The organism is Streptomyces sp. CB02414, assembly GCF_001905385.1.
Taxonomy (GTDB): Bacteria; Actinomycetota; Actinomycetes; order Streptomycetales; family Streptomycetaceae; genus Streptomyces.
The window spans coordinates 768,036-782,483 of the sequence record NZ_LIPF01000001.1; the positions used below are offsets into that span (position 1 = coordinate 768,036).

The following is a 14,448-nucleotide window of genomic DNA, read 5'->3' on the forward strand; positions in this document are numbered from 1 at the left end:
GTCAGTGCCCCGGGTAGAAGACGTAGGAGACACGGTCGGCGACCGAGTCGGGGACGGGCGTGCGTTCGCGGCCGGAGCGCTCGGCGACCTGCTCCAGGGCCCCGGGGGCGACCTCGGTCTGGTCGAGGATCACGCGGACGGCGTGCTCGACGGGGAGGAAGCGGGTGGGCAGGACGGAGCAGGTGCGGTAGGCGGCGAAGGGGTCGGCGCGGTCGTTGAGCTTCAGCAGGGTGGGCAGCTCGTCCCACTGGTCGGGGAAGCCGGTGGTGGTGTGCGGCTGGGGGACGAGGACGGGTTCGCCGTCGTTGCGCAGGAGGCCGAGGCGGGCGAGTTGCCAGACGGCGGCGAGGAAGGGGCAGGACCAGGTGCGGTGCCCTTCGGTGTCGTCGCTCCACAGTTCGACGTCGAGGAAGACGGAGTGGCGGCGGGCGGCGGTCTCGTGCGGCGGCTGCCAGGGCACGGCCCGTTTCATGGCCTGCGGGGCGCGGGCGACGGGGCTGCGCTCGCCGTTGGCCAGCCAGCCGGTCTGCGCGGCGGGCGGGCGCAGGCCGTGGCTGCCGGGCGGCGGCGACTCGACGATGCGGCCGGCGACGGCCTCGGCGACGGGCACCTTCCCGGTGACGGCGCACCCGGACTCGCGGGCCAGGTAGTCGACGCTCAGCCCGGCCCGCTCGGCCTCGGCGAGGAGCATGGGGACGACCTCGGCGGGGGTGGAGAAGCGGGTGAAGTAGTCGTCGATGAGGAAGCAGGTGCTGATCCGGGCGCGTTTGCCGCCGGAGCGGGCGGTGGCGGCGGCGCGGGCCGCCTCCGCCCACGGGCGTACTTCGGCGAAGTGGCGGCGCAGGCGCTCCGGTCCGGCCTCGAAGTCCTCCATGTAGAGGTGGCCCAGCTCCAGGGAGAGGTGGGCCAGCGGCACCGACCGGTTGCGCGGCTCGGCGGCCGTCTCGCGGAAGACTGCGTCGGTCACGGCCGCCCCCAGTGCGCGTCGTCCGTCAGGCGCCGGGCGATCTCCTCCAGCGCCTCCAGGGTCTCCTTGTTGGCGATCTGGGTGGCGAGGACGTCCTCCTCGGTGATCAGCTGCTCGCGCCACTGGAGTATGGGTTCGAGGGGCACGGTGCCGAGGACCACGCTGTCGCCGATGCCCTGTTCGGCGGCGAGCCGGCGCAGCGCCTCGTCGCAGGCCTGCATCCAGGCGGCCTGGGCGGGCGAGCCCTGGGACCACAGCGGCGACTCGGGGTCGGGTACGGCCGCCCGCACGAAGCGGATCGCCGCCTGGAGGGTCGCCTTGTCGTGGCCGCGTTCGACGCCGCCGCCGACGATGCCGTGCGGGGCGTGGACCAGGCCGGAGGCGGCGATGACGTGCTGCCGCGTCCAGCGGTGGAAGACGAGCCAGCGGAAGGGGACGTTGCGCATCCGGGGGTGGGAGGTGGCCGCGAGGACCATGTCGACGGCGTAGCTGCGGCCGGCGCTGAGGTCGACGACGGTGACGTCGAACTCGCCGTTGAGCCGCAGCAGCAGGTCGATGCACCGCTGGAGCGACTCCTCGCCGATGGCGAACTCGCCGCCGCCCGCGTCGCCGGGCAGCAGGACCAGGCGGCCGGACTGGTTGGGGCGGGCGCGCAGCAGGGGGTGCTCGGTCTGCCGCCAGACGTCGATCCGCGCCGGTTCGGCGACCTCGCCCTCCAGGTAGGAGTGCAGGCCGTGTTCCTCGGTGCCGCGCATCGCGCCGGGCACGTCGAAGACGGCGGCGGCGGTGGGCGAGCCGAAGTCGAAGTCGACGTAGGCCACGTGGTCGCCGGTGAGGGCGCGCTGGTAGGCCAGGTTGGCGCTGGTCACCGAGCGTCCGGTGCCTCCCTTGTCGGAGGCCGCGAAGACGAGCACGCTCACACCTCCTGTGCGGCGGCGCCCCGGGCCTGGGCCAGGGTGTCGAGTTCCTGGAGGACGGGCAGGGCGAGGGCGAAGGCGGTGGCGGGTCTCTCGTCGACGAGGCCGCGGGCGTGGTCGAGGCGGTTCTCGATGCTGCGCATGGCCCGGGCTCTGCTGCCGTCGGCGGCGGCGGAGGCCTCCAGCTGTTCCTTGCCGAACAGGTGGGTGGCCTCGCTGAGCAGCTCCCGGGCGAGTTCGGCGAGTTCGGGGCTGCGGTTGGGCTGCTGTTCGTACAGGTTGCGGGCGGCGACCAGGCACTCGGTGACGCGCTCGGTCATGCTCCACGACATGCGCAGCTCGGCGTGGTGCGCGTCGGGGTAGACGGCCTGGACGTCGTCCCAGAGGCCGGCGCCGTCCTCGTCGTCGATCCGCCGGGCCCACAGGTGCTCGAAGGCCTGCTCGGCGAGGCGCAGCAGCCGGTCCTGCGCGCCGATGTTCCGGGAGAGTTCGGCGAGCTGGATGATCCGCTTGAGGAGCTGGGCGGAGAAGTCCCGCATCCGCCACATCAGTTGCCCGCCGCTGCGCTCGGACCCGGCGAGCGGCATGGTGACGCCCGGGTTGTGCAGCGTGATGGTGGGGTCGTTCCGGGTCATCCGGCTGGTGACCCGGCCGCGGTCGGCGAGGCGTTCCATGACGGCGACGGTGCGGGTGAGGTCGTCGTCGGTGGCCTTCCGGCGGACCAGGTCGTGGACGAGGATGGCGGCGACGGTGAGGGAGAAGTACTCGGACTCCAGTTGCAGTCCGGTGGTCTGCCAGGGCAGGTCCTCCAGGGGCCAGCGTTCGGTGCCGAAGCGGGCGATCGCGGACCAGTACTGCTGGCTGAGCTCCCAGCGCAGGCGCAGCATCTCGGCGAGCTTCTGCTGGTCCTCGTCGAGCAGGCCGAGGGTGAGGGTGCGCTCGGAGAACAGGTCCTGGATGCCGTCGAGGGCGACGACGGTGAAGTACACGTACGGCAGCCGGTCGGCGATCCCGGCGGGCTGGCCGGGGACCGGTGCGGTCAGGTGGGTGACCTCGGGGGCGTCCTGCACGATGCCCCAGGCCCAGCCGCACTCGAAGAGCTGGCTCTCGTCGCGGATGCCCTCGTCGACCTCGATGCCGCGCGAGAGGCTCTCGATGATGGTGGCGCGCAGGGGACGTAACCGGCGGGAGAACTGCTGGAGGACGGCCCGGTCGGACTGTCTGCCCTGGCCGACGACCTGGATCAGTCTCCTGCCCTGCTCGGACTCGGCGTCGAAGACGTTGACGGTGAAGGAGCGCAGCAGGCTGACCATGGCGGAGGTCAGCCGGGCGTTGGTGGCCTCGCGCAGCTCGGCGATCGACCGGTGCACCTCGGGGCGGGTGGTGGTGGTCTCGTAGACCTTGAGGAAGCCGAGGGTGGCGAGGCAGAGCGTGACGGACATGGAGTAGGAGTCGACCACGCCCAGCTGGGCCTGTTCGTGGGTGACCCGGCCGTCGGGTTCGGCGGGGCGGAAGTAGTGCCCGCCGGAGAAGGTGGGGCTGTCGTCCGTGCCGGTGTGGGTGCGCATGAACTGGGTCAGCGCGGTGATCAGGTTCGGCGGGATCTCCAGGCGGCTGCCGATCCGGTCGAGGGCGCGCAGCACGTCACGTTCGGTGGTGTCGGGCTGGTCGAGCCGGAAGGCGGGTACCTCGGTGGCCGGATAGAGCAGACACAGCAGGCGTTCGGCGTCCGCGACGCTGCTCAGCCCGTCGGTGTCCCCCCACACGAGCTTCCCGTCGTCGAACGAGTGACGAGCCATGGCCTGCCAGATGTCCAGCAGATGCTGGCGTGGCTTGATCTGCATCCCCGCACCCCTCGTACAGATCCGCTTGCCCTGTGTTCAGCATGGTCCCCGTTCCTACGGGGCGGCAACCACCGCATTGCGCCGTCCCAGGGCGAGGATCATTCCCTCGTGTCCCGGCCGCACCATGTGGTGCAGGTCGTGGATTTCCAGCTCTCCCGTGAACGGCTCCAGGCTCTCCCTGACCTGGTCCTCGTTCACCCGGTAGGCCGGGTAGTCGTGGTCTCCGACGCGGTAGCCGACCGATTCCTTCATGAAGGCGGTGGCGAACGGAGCGCCGTCGCTCAGCGCGTTCATGAAGCAGCGCACGCCCCGCTGGAACTCGTCGGCGCACTCGGACATCGAGTCGGCGACGAAGAACATCGTGCCGAGGTCCCAGCGGCGGCTGCCGTCCTCCAGGTCGAAGAGGTTGCCGCGTTCGACCCGGACGATCTCGCCGAACCGGCTCCTGGGCTCGGTCGCGGCGTACGCCGGGGCCTCGCGCAGCTCGTTCCAGAACGCGTCCCACGCCGTGTCGTAGCCGCCGGAGGAGGCCTGCCGCTCCAGGTACTCGACGTTGGGGCGCGCGTACTCCAGCAGCAGCACCTTCTCGCACCAGGGGAGCATGGCGAGCGCGGGGTACAGGTTGGCGCCGGCACCGACGTCGATGCCCCGGACGGCACCGGGGACGGCCGCGACCCCGCTGCCGGCTTCCGTGAAGCAGCGGCTGAACCAATCGCGCATCAGCCGGACGATGAGCAGGTCGACCTGGAGCGGCGTCCGGTAGTTGTTGTCGACGTACACCTCTGGATCGAACTTCGACCACGGTGCGTCGGCGTTGCGATCCATAGTCACCCTGCCGCATTTCTTCCGATTCCGGACAAGCCCCAGCGATGTGCAAGATAAGCCACCGGACATGCCGAGAAGCCTGAAACACGCGAGCCCTGTCCGCCGGGCGCACGTCGGGCGCATCGTCGCACACCCTAACTCGCCCTTGCACGGGGGAAGTTGGACGCTCACTGTAGCCAGAAGGAGTCTCCGGCCGCCAGACGAAGGCCCGTACTCCAACGTGTGAACAGCGCATCCGTCGAGTTGACCTCGCGTGTCCCGACTGGGGGGTTGCATGACCGCCGAACCGCTGGAACGTTCCCTCGACCACCACGACCGGCTCACGGACCCCGGTACTCACCGTCCGGACGATCCGCCCCTGGTCCTGCGCACGGCCAGCGAGGCAGACCTGCCCGAGCTGCGGCGGCTGGACGAGGAGGTCTTCCAGGAGTTCGCCTACCCCGGTTTCCTGCTGCGCCAGCTCTTCGACATGTACGAGGAGCACTTCCTGGTGCTGGACGACGGCACGGGCCGGCTGCGCGGCTACGTGCTGGCGGGCACCCGGGCACTGGGCGCGGACAGCTGGATACTCGGGCTGTGCGTGACGCCGGACCGCAGGCGCCACGGGCTGGGCCGGGAGCTGATGACGGAGGTGCTGGACCGGCTGCGCCGGGACGGCATACGGGTGGTGCGCCTGACCGTGGAGCCCGCCAACCTCGCGGCCATCTTCCTCTACCGGGGCCTCGGCTTCCGTCCGGAGGAGCCCGACGGCGGTCTGCGCCCGGACTACTTCGGGCCGGGGGCGCACCGCCAGATCATGCGGCTGGACCTCGATCTGGTCATGCCGGACAGGGCCTAGGAGGGCGTGCCCGCCGACTCCAGCAGGCGGGTCACGTCGTCGGAGCAGATGGTCAGGGCCGCGCCGACCGTCGCCAGGGCGTCGCGTTCGGCGGGGGTGTAGGGGCCGTCGGCGAGCGCGATGCGGGCGCCCTGGAGCAGGATCGACTCGCGGCCGACGGTGGCGAGGTGCGGGGCCAGCGGGTCCAGCGCCTCGTGCAGCTCTATGGCCAGGCCGGGCACGCAGGGCTCGCCGCGGACCCGGCCGGTGTCCGCCTCCAGCGCCTCCACCAGTGCGTTCAGCTGGTCCTCGTCGCAGTCCTCGAAGCCGGCCGCGCGCACCGCGACGGCGGCCGTCTCCAGCGAGGTGCGGGAGCAGGTGCCGCCCGCGGTGAGGACGGCGAGGGCGACGGTGTGCACGGCGTCGCGGAGCATGGCGGAGAAGCGGGTGGTGGTGGGGTGGTCGAGGACGTCGGTGCCGTAGTGGCCGCGGCAGGCGGCGCACTCGACGGTCGGCGCGGACTCGCCGCGCGGCAGCACGGGGACGCCGAGGAGGGTGAAGCGGCGGCGGCCGGTCAGGCGCTGGTAGTTGCGGTCGCCTCCGCAGCCGGGGCAGAAGAACTCGCCGTCGCCGACGGGCGTCCACGCGGTGCGGGTGCCCAGGATGCGTGGCAGCCGGGCAGCTCGGCCGTTTCGTCCCCGTCCTGGCAGCACGTCGCACCTCCGTAACCGCGCGACAGCATCGTCGCGCTGGCGTGATGTTAGCCACATCACCGACGTGGAGTCAGTACCCGGGAAGAGACCTTTCCGTGACCTGCGCGGGGAGATGGCCGGTATACGACGGGGCCCCGCCCGCCGATTTCCGGCGAGCGGGGCCTCGAACCATCGATTCGGCTGGTCAGCGGGTAGCGCGGTTGACGGCGGAGACGACCGCCTTCAGCGAGGCGCGCGTGGTGTTCGCGTCGATTCCGATGCCCCACAGCACCTTGTCGCCGATGGCGCACTCGATGTACGAGGCGGCCTGCGCGGAGGCGCCCTCGCTCATCGTGTGCTCCTGGTAGTCCAGCAGCCGTACGTCGATGCCGACGCCCTGCAGCGCGTGGAAGAACGCCGAGATCGGACCGTTGCCGGTGCCGACCAGGGTGGTCTCCGCGCCGTCGACCGTGGCGTCGACGGTGAGGGTGTCGACGCCGTCGCGGTCGGTCGTGGTCTGGCCGTTGGCGACCTGGATGCGGCCCCAGGGGTTGTCGGGGTTGGGCAGGTACTCGTCCTGGAAGACGTCCCAGATGGCGGTGGGCGTGATCTCGCCGCCCTCGGCGTCCGTCTTGGCCTGGATCAGCTTGGAGAACTCGATCTGCATCCGGCGCGGCAGGTCCAGCTTGTGGTCGTTCTTCAGGACATAGGCGATGCCGCCCTTGCCGGACTGCGAGTTGACGCGGATGACCGCCTCGTAGGAGCGGCCGACGTCCTTGGGGTCGATCGGCAGGTACGGAACGGCCCACTCGATGTCGTCGACCGTGACCCCGCGAGCCGCCGCGTCGGCCTCCATGGCGTCGAAGCCCTTCTTGATGGCGTCCTGGTGGGAGCCGGAGAAGGACGTGTAGACCAGGTCGCCCACGTACGGGTGGCGCGGGTGGACCTCCATCTGGTTGCAGTACTCCCACGTGCGGCGGATCTCGTCGATGTCGGAGAAGTCGATCTGCGGGTCGACGCCCTGGGAGAACAGGTTCATGCCCAGGGTGACCAGGTCGACGTTGCCGGTGCGCTCGCCCTGCCCGAACAGGCAGCCCTCGACGCGGTCGGCGCCGGCCATGACCGCGAGCTCGGCCGCCGCGACCGCCGTACCGCGGTCGTTGTGCGGGTGGACGGACAGGCAGACGTGCTCGCGGCGGGACAGGTTGCGGCCCATCCACTCGAAGCGGTCGGCGTGCGTGGACGGCGTGGAACGCTCCACGGTGGCGGGCAGGTTGAGGATGATCTCGCGGCCGGGGCCGGGCTGGTAGGTGTCCATCACCGCCTCGCAGACCTCCAGGGCGAAGTCCAGCTCGGTGTCGGTGAAGATCTCGGGGCTGTACTGGTAGCCGAACTCCGTCTCGGGGCCCAGCAGCTTCTCGGCGTACTCCATGACCAGGCGGGTGCCGTCGACCGCGATCTGCTTGATGTCGTCGCGCGAGCCGCGGAAGACGACCCGGCGGAAGACGGGTGCGGTCGCGTTGTACAGGTGGACGGTGGCCTTCCTGGCGCCCTTCAGGGACTCCACCGTGCGCTCGATCAGGTCCTCGCGGGCCTGGGTCAGTACGGAGATGGTGACGTCGTCCGGGATGGCGCCCGGCTCCTCGATGATGGAGCGTACGAAGTCGTAGTCGGTCTGGCCCGAGGCGGGGAAGCCGACCTCGATCTCCTTGTAGCCCATCTTGACCAGCAGGTCGAACATCGCGCGCTTGCGGGCGGGCGACATGGGGTCGATCAGCGCCTGGTTGCCGTCGCGCAGGTCGGTGGAGAGCCAGCGGGGAGCGGTGGTGATCCGCCGGTTCGGCCAGGTGCGGTCGGCGATGTCGACCTGCTCGTAGCCTCGGTACTTGCCGGTCGGCATGGGGCTGGGCTGCTGACGGTTGGCCATGATGGCGTGGGCTCCTCGTGATGTACGCGGTGTCCGCGTGTCCGGAAGGACGGCCGACGCGCACCACTCAGCACCGCGGGGAGGGAGTCGGCCTCTTACAGGCCCTCGCCGCGGCAGCTAAGGAGAAGCAGCCCGAAACGCATGGTGCCCAGCACCTTAGCCGAGTCACGCCGGTCACGCGGGTCCGTATCAGTATGCGGGACCACGGGGAGAACCGGGACAAAAAGTGCCCCATACCACTCAGACCTGGCTGGAGGGACGCCCGAGCGCCGGATTTCACCAATCGTGGTTGCGGGTCGTGACAGCGGTGTCACGCAGTGCAAGGGTGCCGGACATGACGACATACGGGGGCTTCGAGCCCGTCTTCTGCACCATCGTGCCGCCCCACGTCCTCGACAAGCTCGCCCAGCACGAGGACCCCGTACTCGCCGGACCCGCCCGCCGGACCCTCCAGCGCGACGCCTTCGAGCGCACCCACCGCTCGCTGACCACGGTCATCGGCGCCCCCACCGTCGCCCCGCGCCCCGGCGCCGGTGCCGAGGCCGGGCAGCCGCAGCGCACCGTCTTCGACGCCCGGCACGGCACCGACCTGCCGGGCAGGAAGGTCCGCGGCGAGGGCGAGGAGCCCGGCAAGGACGCCACCGTGAACCGCGCCTACGCGGGCCTGGGCGCCACCTTCGAGCACTTCCTGAAGGTGTACGGACGCGACTCCATCGACGGCGCCGGACTCCCGCTGGACGCCACGGTCCACTACGACCGCGAGTACAACAACGCCTTCTGGAACGGCGAGCAGATGGTCTTCGGTGACGGGGACGGGGAGATCTTCCTCGACTTCACCATCCCCCTCGACGTCATCGGCCACGAGCTGACCCACGGCGTCACCCAGCACACCGCCAACCTGACCTACTACGGCCAGCCGGGCGCCCTCAACGAGTCGGTGTCCGACGTCTTCGGCGCCCTCATCAAGCAGTACTCGCTCGGCCAGACCGCCGCCGAGGCCGACTGGCTGATCGGCGCCGGGCTGCTCGCCCCGCGCGTGACGGGTGTGGCGCTGCGCTCCATGAAGGAGCCTGGCACGGCCTACGACGACGACGTGCTGGGCAAGGACCCGCAGCCCGCGACGATGGACGACTTCGTGCGCACCGGCCGCGACAACGGCGGCGTCCACATCAACTCCGGCATCCCCAACCACGCCTTCTACCTCGTCGCCACCGCGCTCGGCGGGCACGCCTGGGAGCGGGCGGGACTGGTCTGGTACGACGTGCTGACCGGCGGCGAGCTGGCCCAGGACGCGCTGTTCGCGGACTTCGCGACGCTCACGGTGAAGGCGGCCCGGGAGCGGTACGGGGACGCGGAGGAGCTGGAGGCGGTGCGCAAGGCCTGGGAACAGGTCGGGGTGCGGACTCTGTAGTTCCGTACTAGACACGGGTCCATGCGGATTCAGGTGAGGCGCACAGGAGGCTTCGCGGGCATCGAACGCCACGCGGAGGTCGAGACCGCGGGCCGCCCCGACGCGGCGGAGTGGCACGCCCTGGCCGAGCGGGCGGTCGCCGACGCGCGGACCACGCGGCCCGTCGGGGTGCCCGACGGGTTCAGCTACCAGATCACCGTGGACGGCACGACGGTGTACGCCGCCGATCCCCGGCTGACCGAGGAGCAGCGGCGGCTGATCTCGCGGGTGCTGAAGGAGGGGGCGTAACCCCGTTCGTTCGCAGGGGCGTTGACTTCCCTCACCGGCGGTACGGATGATCCGCGCATGGCGACTGAGTCGGGCACGGACGCGATGCCGGGGTTCCCGGAAGGCTTCCTGTGGGGCGTGTCGACGTCCGCGCACCAGATCGAGGGCGCGGCCGGCCTGCGGGGGCCGTCCGTGTGGGACGCCTTCACGGCCGTGCCCGGGCGCGTGAAGGACGGCTCGACGGCGGCGGTGGCCTGCGACCACTACCACCGCTACCGCGAGGACGTGGCGCTGCTGGCGGACCTGGGCGTGGGCGCCTACCGCTTCTCGGTCTCCTGGCCGCGGGTGGACTCCCCCGGCGGCCTCGGCTTCTACGACCGCCTGGTGGACGAGCTGTGCGCGGCGGGCGTCCGTCCGGTGCCGACGCTCTTCCACTGGGACCTGCCGGCCGGGCTGGACTGGCGGGAGCGGGACACGGCGGCCCGGTTCGCCGAGTACGTGTCGGCCGTCGCGGACCGGCTCGGCGACCGCGTCGGCAAGTGGATCACCCTCAACGAGCCCGCCGAGCACACCCTGCTGGGACACGCGCTCGGTGTGCACGCGCCGGGCGAGCGGCTGCTGTTCGACGCCCTGCCCGTGGCCCACCACCAGCTCCTCGCGCACGGGCTGGCGGTACGGGCCCTGCGCGCGTGCGGCGCCACCGACGTCGGCATCGCCAACTCGCACGGGCCGACCTGGCCGGCCTCCGACGGGGCGGCCGACCGGGAGGCTGCGGAGTTCTACGACGTCCTGCTGAACCGGATGTTCGCCGACCCGGTGCTGACCGGCCGGTACCCGGAGGGCGTCGGGGAGCTGATGCCGGGGGACGTGCACGCCGACCTGGAGGTCATCGCCGAGCCGCTGGACTGGTACGGCGTGAACTACTACGCGCCGACGCGGGTGGCCGCCCCGCGGGGTGCGGAGATCGAGTTCGGGGGCGTGACGCTGCCCGCGGAGCTGCCGTTCTCGGTGGTCGCCGTCGAGGGCCGGCCGCTGACCGACTTCGGCTGGCCGGTCGTCCCCGAGGGCCTGACGGAGCTGCTGACCGGCTTCCGCGACCGCTACGGCGACCGGCTCCCGCCGGTCGTGATCACCGAGAACGGCTGCTCCTACGACGGGCTCGACGACCGCGCCCGGATCGCCTACCTCGACGGGCACGTGCGCGCCCTGCACCGGGCACTGGCGGCCGGGGTGGACGTGCGCGGCTACTTCGTGTGGTCGCTGCTGGACAACTTCGAGTGGGCCGAGGGGTACGCGCGCCGGTTCGGGCTGGTCCACGTGGACTTCACGACGCTGGAACGCACGCCCAAGGCGTCGTACGGCTGGTACCGGGACCTGGTGCGCGGCCGGCTGTGAACGTCAGTCCGATAAAAGCCCTCGGTGCTGTCGGCGGGGAGTCGTACGCTGGAGACAGCAGACACACCCGTCACGCGGCGGACGCCGCAGAGGAGGACGAGCAGGCCTAGAGCGCCGGCCCATGACTCAGACACCCTCAGCCCACACTCCCGCGCAGGGGCAGGCGAGAGCACAGATCACCGTCCCCGCCCAGCACCCCATGGTGACCGTACTGGGTTCCGGCGACTCCCTCCTGCGCGTGATCGAGAAGGCCTTCCCGGCGGCCGACATCCACGTCCGGGGAAACGAGATCAGCGCGGTCGGCGACGCCCACGACGTGGGCCTCGTCCAGCGCGTGTTCGACCAGATGATGCTGGTGCTCCGCACCGGGCAGCCGATGACGGAGGACGCAGTGGAACGCTCGATCGCCATGCTCAAGGCGAGCGAGAACGGGGAGAGCGACGGCCAGGAGACCCCGGCCGAGGTGCTCACGCAGAACATCCTGTCCTCGCGCGGCCGCACGATCCGCCCCAAGACGCTGAACCAGAAGCGGTACGTCGACGCGATCGACAAGCACACCATCGTCTTCGGCATCGGCCCCGCGGGCACCGGCAAGACCTACCTGGCGATGGCCAAGGCGGTGCAGGCCCTGCAGTCCAAGCAGGTCAACCGCATCATCCTGACCCGCCCGGCGGTCGAGGCCGGCGAGCGGCTCGGCTTCCTGCCGGGCACGCTCTACGAGAAGATCGACCCGTACCTGCGCCCGCTGTACGACGCGCTGCACGACATGCTCGACCCGGACTCGATCCCGCGGCTGATGGCGGCGGGGACGATCGAGGTCGCGCCCCTGGCGTACATGCGCGGCCGGACGCTGAACGACGCGTTCATCATCCTGGACGAGGCGCAGAACACCAGCCCCGAGCAGATGAAGATGTTCCTCACCCGGCTCGGCTTCGACTCGAAGATCGTGATCACGGGTGACGTGACGCAGGTCGACCTGCCCGGCGGCACCAAGTCGGGTCTGCGGCAGGTGCAGGAGATCCTGGAGGGTGTCGAGGACGTCCACTTCTCCCGGCTGTCGTCGCAGGACGTCGTCCGGCACCGGCTGGTGGGCCGTATCGTCGACGCCTACGAGAAGTACGACAGCGACCACGGCACCGAGAACGGCGCGCACAAGCCGCACGGCAGGGCGTCCGGTGCCAAGGGCACCAAGGGGAAGTAGACCAGCACCACCATGTCGATCGACGTCAACAACGAGTCCGGAACCGAGGTCGACGAGCAGGCGATCCTCGACATCGCCCGCTACGCGCTCGCGCGGATGCGCATCCACCCGCTCTCCGAGCTCTCGGTGATCGTCGTGGACGCCGACGCCATGGAGCAGCTGCACATCCAGTGGATGGACCTGCCGGGTCCGACGGACGTCATGTCCTTCCCGATGGACGAGCTGCGTCCGCCGGGCAAGGACGAGGACGAGCCGCCGCAGGGGCTGCTCGGTGACATCGTGCTCTGCCCGGAGGTCGCCGCCAAGCAGGGCACCGAGGCACCGACGGGGCACTCCATGGACGAGGAGCTCCAGTTGCTCACCGTCCACGGGGTGCTGCACCTGCTCGGCTACGACCATGAGGAGCCGGACGAGAAGGCCGAGATGTTCTCACTGCAGGCCGCCATCGTGGACGGCTGGCGTGCGGAGAAGGGTCTGACCGGCCCGTCCCCGGCACCGACCGTCTCATGAGCCTCCCCCTGGTCGCCGGCGCGGTCGCCCTGGTGGTGATCGCCTGGCTCGCCGCGTGCGCGGAGGCGGGGCTCGCGAGGGTCTCCAGCTTCCGCGCCGAGGAGGCCGTGCGGTCGGGGCGGCGCGGCGGCGCGAAGCTCGCCAAGGTCGCCGCCGACCCGACGCGCTATCTGAACGTGGCGCTGCTGGTCCGCGTGGCCTGCGAGATGGCGGCCGCGGCGCTGGTCACGTACGCCTGCCTCAAGGAGTTCGCCAACACCACCGAGGCCCTGCTCATCGCCATCGCGGTGATGGTGCTCGTCTCGTACGTCGCGGTAGGGGTCTCCCCGCGCACCATCGGTCGCCAGCATCCGATGAACACGGCGACGGCGGCGGCGTACGTGCTGGTGCCGCTGGCCCGGATCATGGGGCCCGTCCCGTCGCTGCTGATCCTCATCGGCAACGCGCTCACGCCCGGCAAGGGCTTCAGGCGCGGTCCCTTCGCCTCCGAGGCGGAGCTGCGGGCGCTGGTGGACTACGCGGAGAAGGAGTCGCTGATCGAGGCCGAGGAGCGCCGCATGGTGCACTCGGTGTTCGAGCTGGGCGACACCCTGGTGCGGGAGGTCATGGTCCCGCGGACCGACCTCGTCGTCATCGAGCGGTACAAGACCGTCCGCCAGGCGCTCACCCTGGCCCTGCGCTCCGGTTTCTCGCGCATTCCGGTCACCGGGGACAGCGAGGACGACGTCGTCGGCATCGTGTACCTGAAGGACCTGGCCCGCCGGACGCACATCAGCCGGGAGGCGGAGAGCGACCTGGTCTCCACGGCGATGCGCCCGGCGTCCTTCGTGCCCGACACCAAGAACGCCGGTGACCTGCTGCGCGAGATGCAGAAGGACCGCAACCACGTCGCCGTCGTCATCGACGAGTACGGCGGCACGGCCGGCATCGTCACCATCGAGGACATCCTGGAGGAGATCGTCGGCGAGATCACCGACGAGTACGACCGGGAGCTCCCGCCGGTCGAGGAGCTGGGCGAGAACCGCTTTCGGGTCACCGCCCGCCTCGACATCGGTGACGTGGGCGAGCTGTACGGCCTGGAGGAGTTCGACGACGAGGACGTGGAGACGGTGGGCGGTCTGCTCGCGAAGGCGCTGGGCCGGGTGCCGATCGCCGGTGCCTCCTCGATCGTGGAGCTGCCCGACGGGCGTGAGCTGCGCCTGACGGCGGAAGCCGCGGCGGGGCGCCGGAACAAGATCGTGACGGTGCTGGTGGAGCCGGTCAACGCGGCGAGGCCCGCGACGGAGGCCGCGTCCGAATGACCCCCGGGGAGCTGCGCGACTTCTGCCTGTCCTTCAACGCCGCCGTGGAGGACTTCCCCTTCGGCCCGGAGACCTCGGTCTTCAAGGTGCTGGGGAAGATGTTCGCGCTGTCCTTCCTGGACGGGGACTCGCTCACCGCCAACCTGAAGTGCGACCCGGACGACGCGATCCGCCTGCGCGCCGGTCACCCGGGGCTGATCGTCCCGGGCTGGCACATGAACAAACGCCACTGGAACACGGTGACCGTGGCCGGCGGACCCGGCGGCGGGCTCCCGGACCGTCTCGTCCGGGAGCTGGTCGAGGACTCGTACGACCTGGTCGTCGCGGGCCTGCCACGCGCCGACCGGCTCCGTCTCGACCGTCCCTGAGGGCTG

Annotated in this window: 14 protein-coding genes; 8 read left to right on the forward strand and 6 right to left on the reverse strand. The window is 70.9% G+C overall.

The window, feature by feature from the left end:
• Nucleotide 1: 1 nt before the first annotated feature.
• Genes AMK11_RS03550 through AMK11_RS03565 form a run of 4 tightly spaced genes read right to left on the reverse strand, consistent with a single transcriptional unit; the run spans nucleotide 2 to nucleotide 4,553 of the window.
• On the reverse strand, nucleotides 2–967 hold the full coding sequence (locus AMK11_RS03550; protein WP_073722917.1) for an SCO2522 family protein: 966 nt from the start codon (nucleotides 965–967) through the stop codon (nucleotides 2–4).
• Nucleotides 964–1,881, reverse strand: coding sequence for an SCO2523 family variant P-loop protein (locus AMK11_RS03555; protein ID WP_073722919.1), 918 nt, complete (start codon nucleotides 1,879–1,881; stop codon nucleotides 964–966). Before AMK11_RS03555 ends, AMK11_RS03550 begins: the two co-directional genes overlap by 4 nt.
• 2 nt (nucleotides 1,882–1,883) lie before the next feature.
• Nucleotides 1,884–3,728, reverse strand: a complete 1,845-nt coding sequence (locus tag AMK11_RS03560; protein WP_073722921.1) for an SCO2524 family protein — start codon at nucleotides 3,726–3,728, stop codon at nucleotides 1,884–1,886.
• A gap of 54 nt (nucleotides 3,729–3,782) precedes the next feature.
• Nucleotides 3,783–4,553: an SCO2525 family SAM-dependent methyltransferase gene (locus AMK11_RS03565; protein WP_073722923.1), complete on the reverse strand. Its 771-nt coding sequence runs from the start codon at nucleotides 4,551–4,553 to the stop codon at nucleotides 3,783–3,785.
• A gap of 274 nt (nucleotides 4,554–4,827) precedes the next feature.
• Here AMK11_RS03565 and AMK11_RS03570 point away from each other — a divergent pair, with 274 nt between their 5' ends.
• Entirely contained in the window at nucleotides 4,828–5,391 is a 564-nt protein-coding gene (locus tag AMK11_RS03570; RefSeq protein WP_073722925.1) for a GNAT family N-acetyltransferase, read from the forward strand.
• Here AMK11_RS03570 and AMK11_RS03575 read toward each other — a convergent pair.
• The gene (locus AMK11_RS03575; RefSeq protein WP_073722927.1) at nucleotides 5,388–6,083 is read right to left on the reverse strand and encodes a TerB family tellurite resistance protein; all 696 of its coding nucleotides are present in this window, start codon (nucleotides 6,081–6,083) and stop codon (nucleotides 5,388–5,390) included. The genes AMK11_RS03570 and AMK11_RS03575 overlap by 4 nt on opposite strands.
• 184 nt (nucleotides 6,084–6,267) lie before the next feature.
• The gene (gene leuA / locus AMK11_RS03580; RefSeq protein ID WP_073722929.1) at nucleotides 6,268–7,989 is read right to left on the reverse strand and encodes a 2-isopropylmalate synthase; all 1,722 of its coding nucleotides are present in this window, start codon (nucleotides 7,987–7,989) and stop codon (nucleotides 6,268–6,270) included.
• Nucleotides 7,990–8,323: 334 nt separating this feature from the next.
• Here leuA and AMK11_RS03585 point away from each other — a divergent pair, with 334 nt between their 5' ends.
• The 7 genes from AMK11_RS03585 (at nucleotide 8,324) to AMK11_RS03615 (ending at nucleotide 14,442) form a co-directional block, all read left to right on the forward strand.
• The gene (locus tag AMK11_RS03585) at nucleotides 8,324–9,400 is read left to right on the forward strand and encodes a M4 family metallopeptidase (protein ID WP_073722931.1); all 1,077 of its coding nucleotides are present in this window, start codon (nucleotides 8,324–8,326) and stop codon (nucleotides 9,398–9,400) included.
• Nucleotides 9,401–9,421: 21 nt separating this feature from the next.
• The gene (locus tag AMK11_RS03590; RefSeq protein WP_073722933.1) at nucleotides 9,422–9,688 is read left to right on the forward strand and encodes a protealysin inhibitor emfourin; all 267 of its coding nucleotides are present in this window, start codon (nucleotides 9,422–9,424) and stop codon (nucleotides 9,686–9,688) included.
• A 57-nt stretch (nucleotides 9,689–9,745) separates the two neighbouring features.
• Nucleotides 9,746–11,062 (forward strand): GH1 family beta-glucosidase, encoded by a 1,317-nt coding sequence (locus AMK11_RS03595; protein ID WP_073722935.1) that lies wholly within the window; start codon nucleotides 9,746–9,748, stop codon nucleotides 11,060–11,062.
• 121 nt (nucleotides 11,063–11,183) lie between these two features.
• Complete coding sequence (locus AMK11_RS03600) at nucleotides 11,184–12,263, forward strand: PhoH family protein (RefSeq protein WP_073722937.1); 1,080 nt, start codon at nucleotides 11,184–11,186, stop codon at nucleotides 12,261–12,263.
• A gap of 12 nt (nucleotides 12,264–12,275) precedes the next feature.
• Complete coding sequence (gene ybeY, locus AMK11_RS03605; protein ID WP_073722939.1) at nucleotides 12,276–12,773, forward strand: rRNA maturation RNase YbeY; 498 nt, start codon at nucleotides 12,276–12,278, stop codon at nucleotides 12,771–12,773.
• The gene (locus AMK11_RS03610) at nucleotides 12,770–14,074 is read left to right on the forward strand and encodes a hemolysin family protein (RefSeq protein WP_073722941.1); all 1,305 of its coding nucleotides are present in this window, start codon (nucleotides 12,770–12,772) and stop codon (nucleotides 14,072–14,074) included. Before ybeY ends, AMK11_RS03610 begins: the two co-directional genes overlap by 4 nt.
• The gene (locus AMK11_RS03615) at nucleotides 14,071–14,442 is read left to right on the forward strand and encodes an MmcQ/YjbR family DNA-binding protein (protein WP_073722943.1); all 372 of its coding nucleotides are present in this window, start codon (nucleotides 14,071–14,073) and stop codon (nucleotides 14,440–14,442) included. The genes AMK11_RS03610 and AMK11_RS03615 overlap by 4 nt, the downstream gene beginning before the upstream one ends.
• Nucleotides 14,443–14,448: the final 6 nt, after the last annotated feature.

What these genes read in the sequence shown, in the direction of transcription:
- AMK11_RS03560 (WP_073722921.1), bottom strand. Translation starts at nt 3,728, where the DNA reads ATGCAGATCAAGCCACGCCAGCATCTGCTGGACATCTGGCAGGCCATG.
- AMK11_RS03565 (WP_073722923.1), bottom strand. Translation starts at nt 4,553, where the DNA reads ATGGATCGCAACGCCGACGCACCGTGGTCGAAGTTCGATCCAGAGGTG.
- AMK11_RS03570 (WP_073722925.1), top strand. Translation starts at nt 4,828, where the DNA reads ATGACCGCCGAACCGCTGGAACGTTCCCTCGACCACCACGACCGGCTC.
- leuA (WP_073722929.1), bottom strand. Translation starts at nt 7,989, where the DNA reads ATGGCCAACCGTCAGCAGCCCAGCCCCATGCCGACCGGCAAGTACCGA.
- AMK11_RS03585 (WP_073722931.1), top strand. Translation starts at nt 8,324, where the DNA reads ATGACGACATACGGGGGCTTCGAGCCCGTCTTCTGCACCATCGTGCCG.
- AMK11_RS03590 (WP_073722933.1), top strand. Translation starts at nt 9,422, where the DNA reads ATGCGGATTCAGGTGAGGCGCACAGGAGGCTTCGCGGGCATCGAACGC.
- AMK11_RS03595 (WP_073722935.1), top strand. Translation starts at nt 9,746, where the DNA reads ATGGCGACTGAGTCGGGCACGGACGCGATGCCGGGGTTCCCGGAAGGC.
- AMK11_RS03600 (WP_073722937.1), top strand. Translation starts at nt 11,184, where the DNA reads ATGACTCAGACACCCTCAGCCCACACTCCCGCGCAGGGGCAGGCGAGA.
- ybeY (WP_073722939.1), top strand. Translation starts at nt 12,276, where the DNA reads ATGTCGATCGACGTCAACAACGAGTCCGGAACCGAGGTCGACGAGCAG.
- AMK11_RS03610 (WP_073722941.1), top strand. Translation starts at nt 12,770, where the DNA reads ATGAGCCTCCCCCTGGTCGCCGGCGCGGTCGCCCTGGTGGTGATCGCC.
- AMK11_RS03615 (WP_073722943.1), top strand. Translation starts at nt 14,071, where the DNA reads ATGACCCCCGGGGAGCTGCGCGACTTCTGCCTGTCCTTCAACGCCGCC.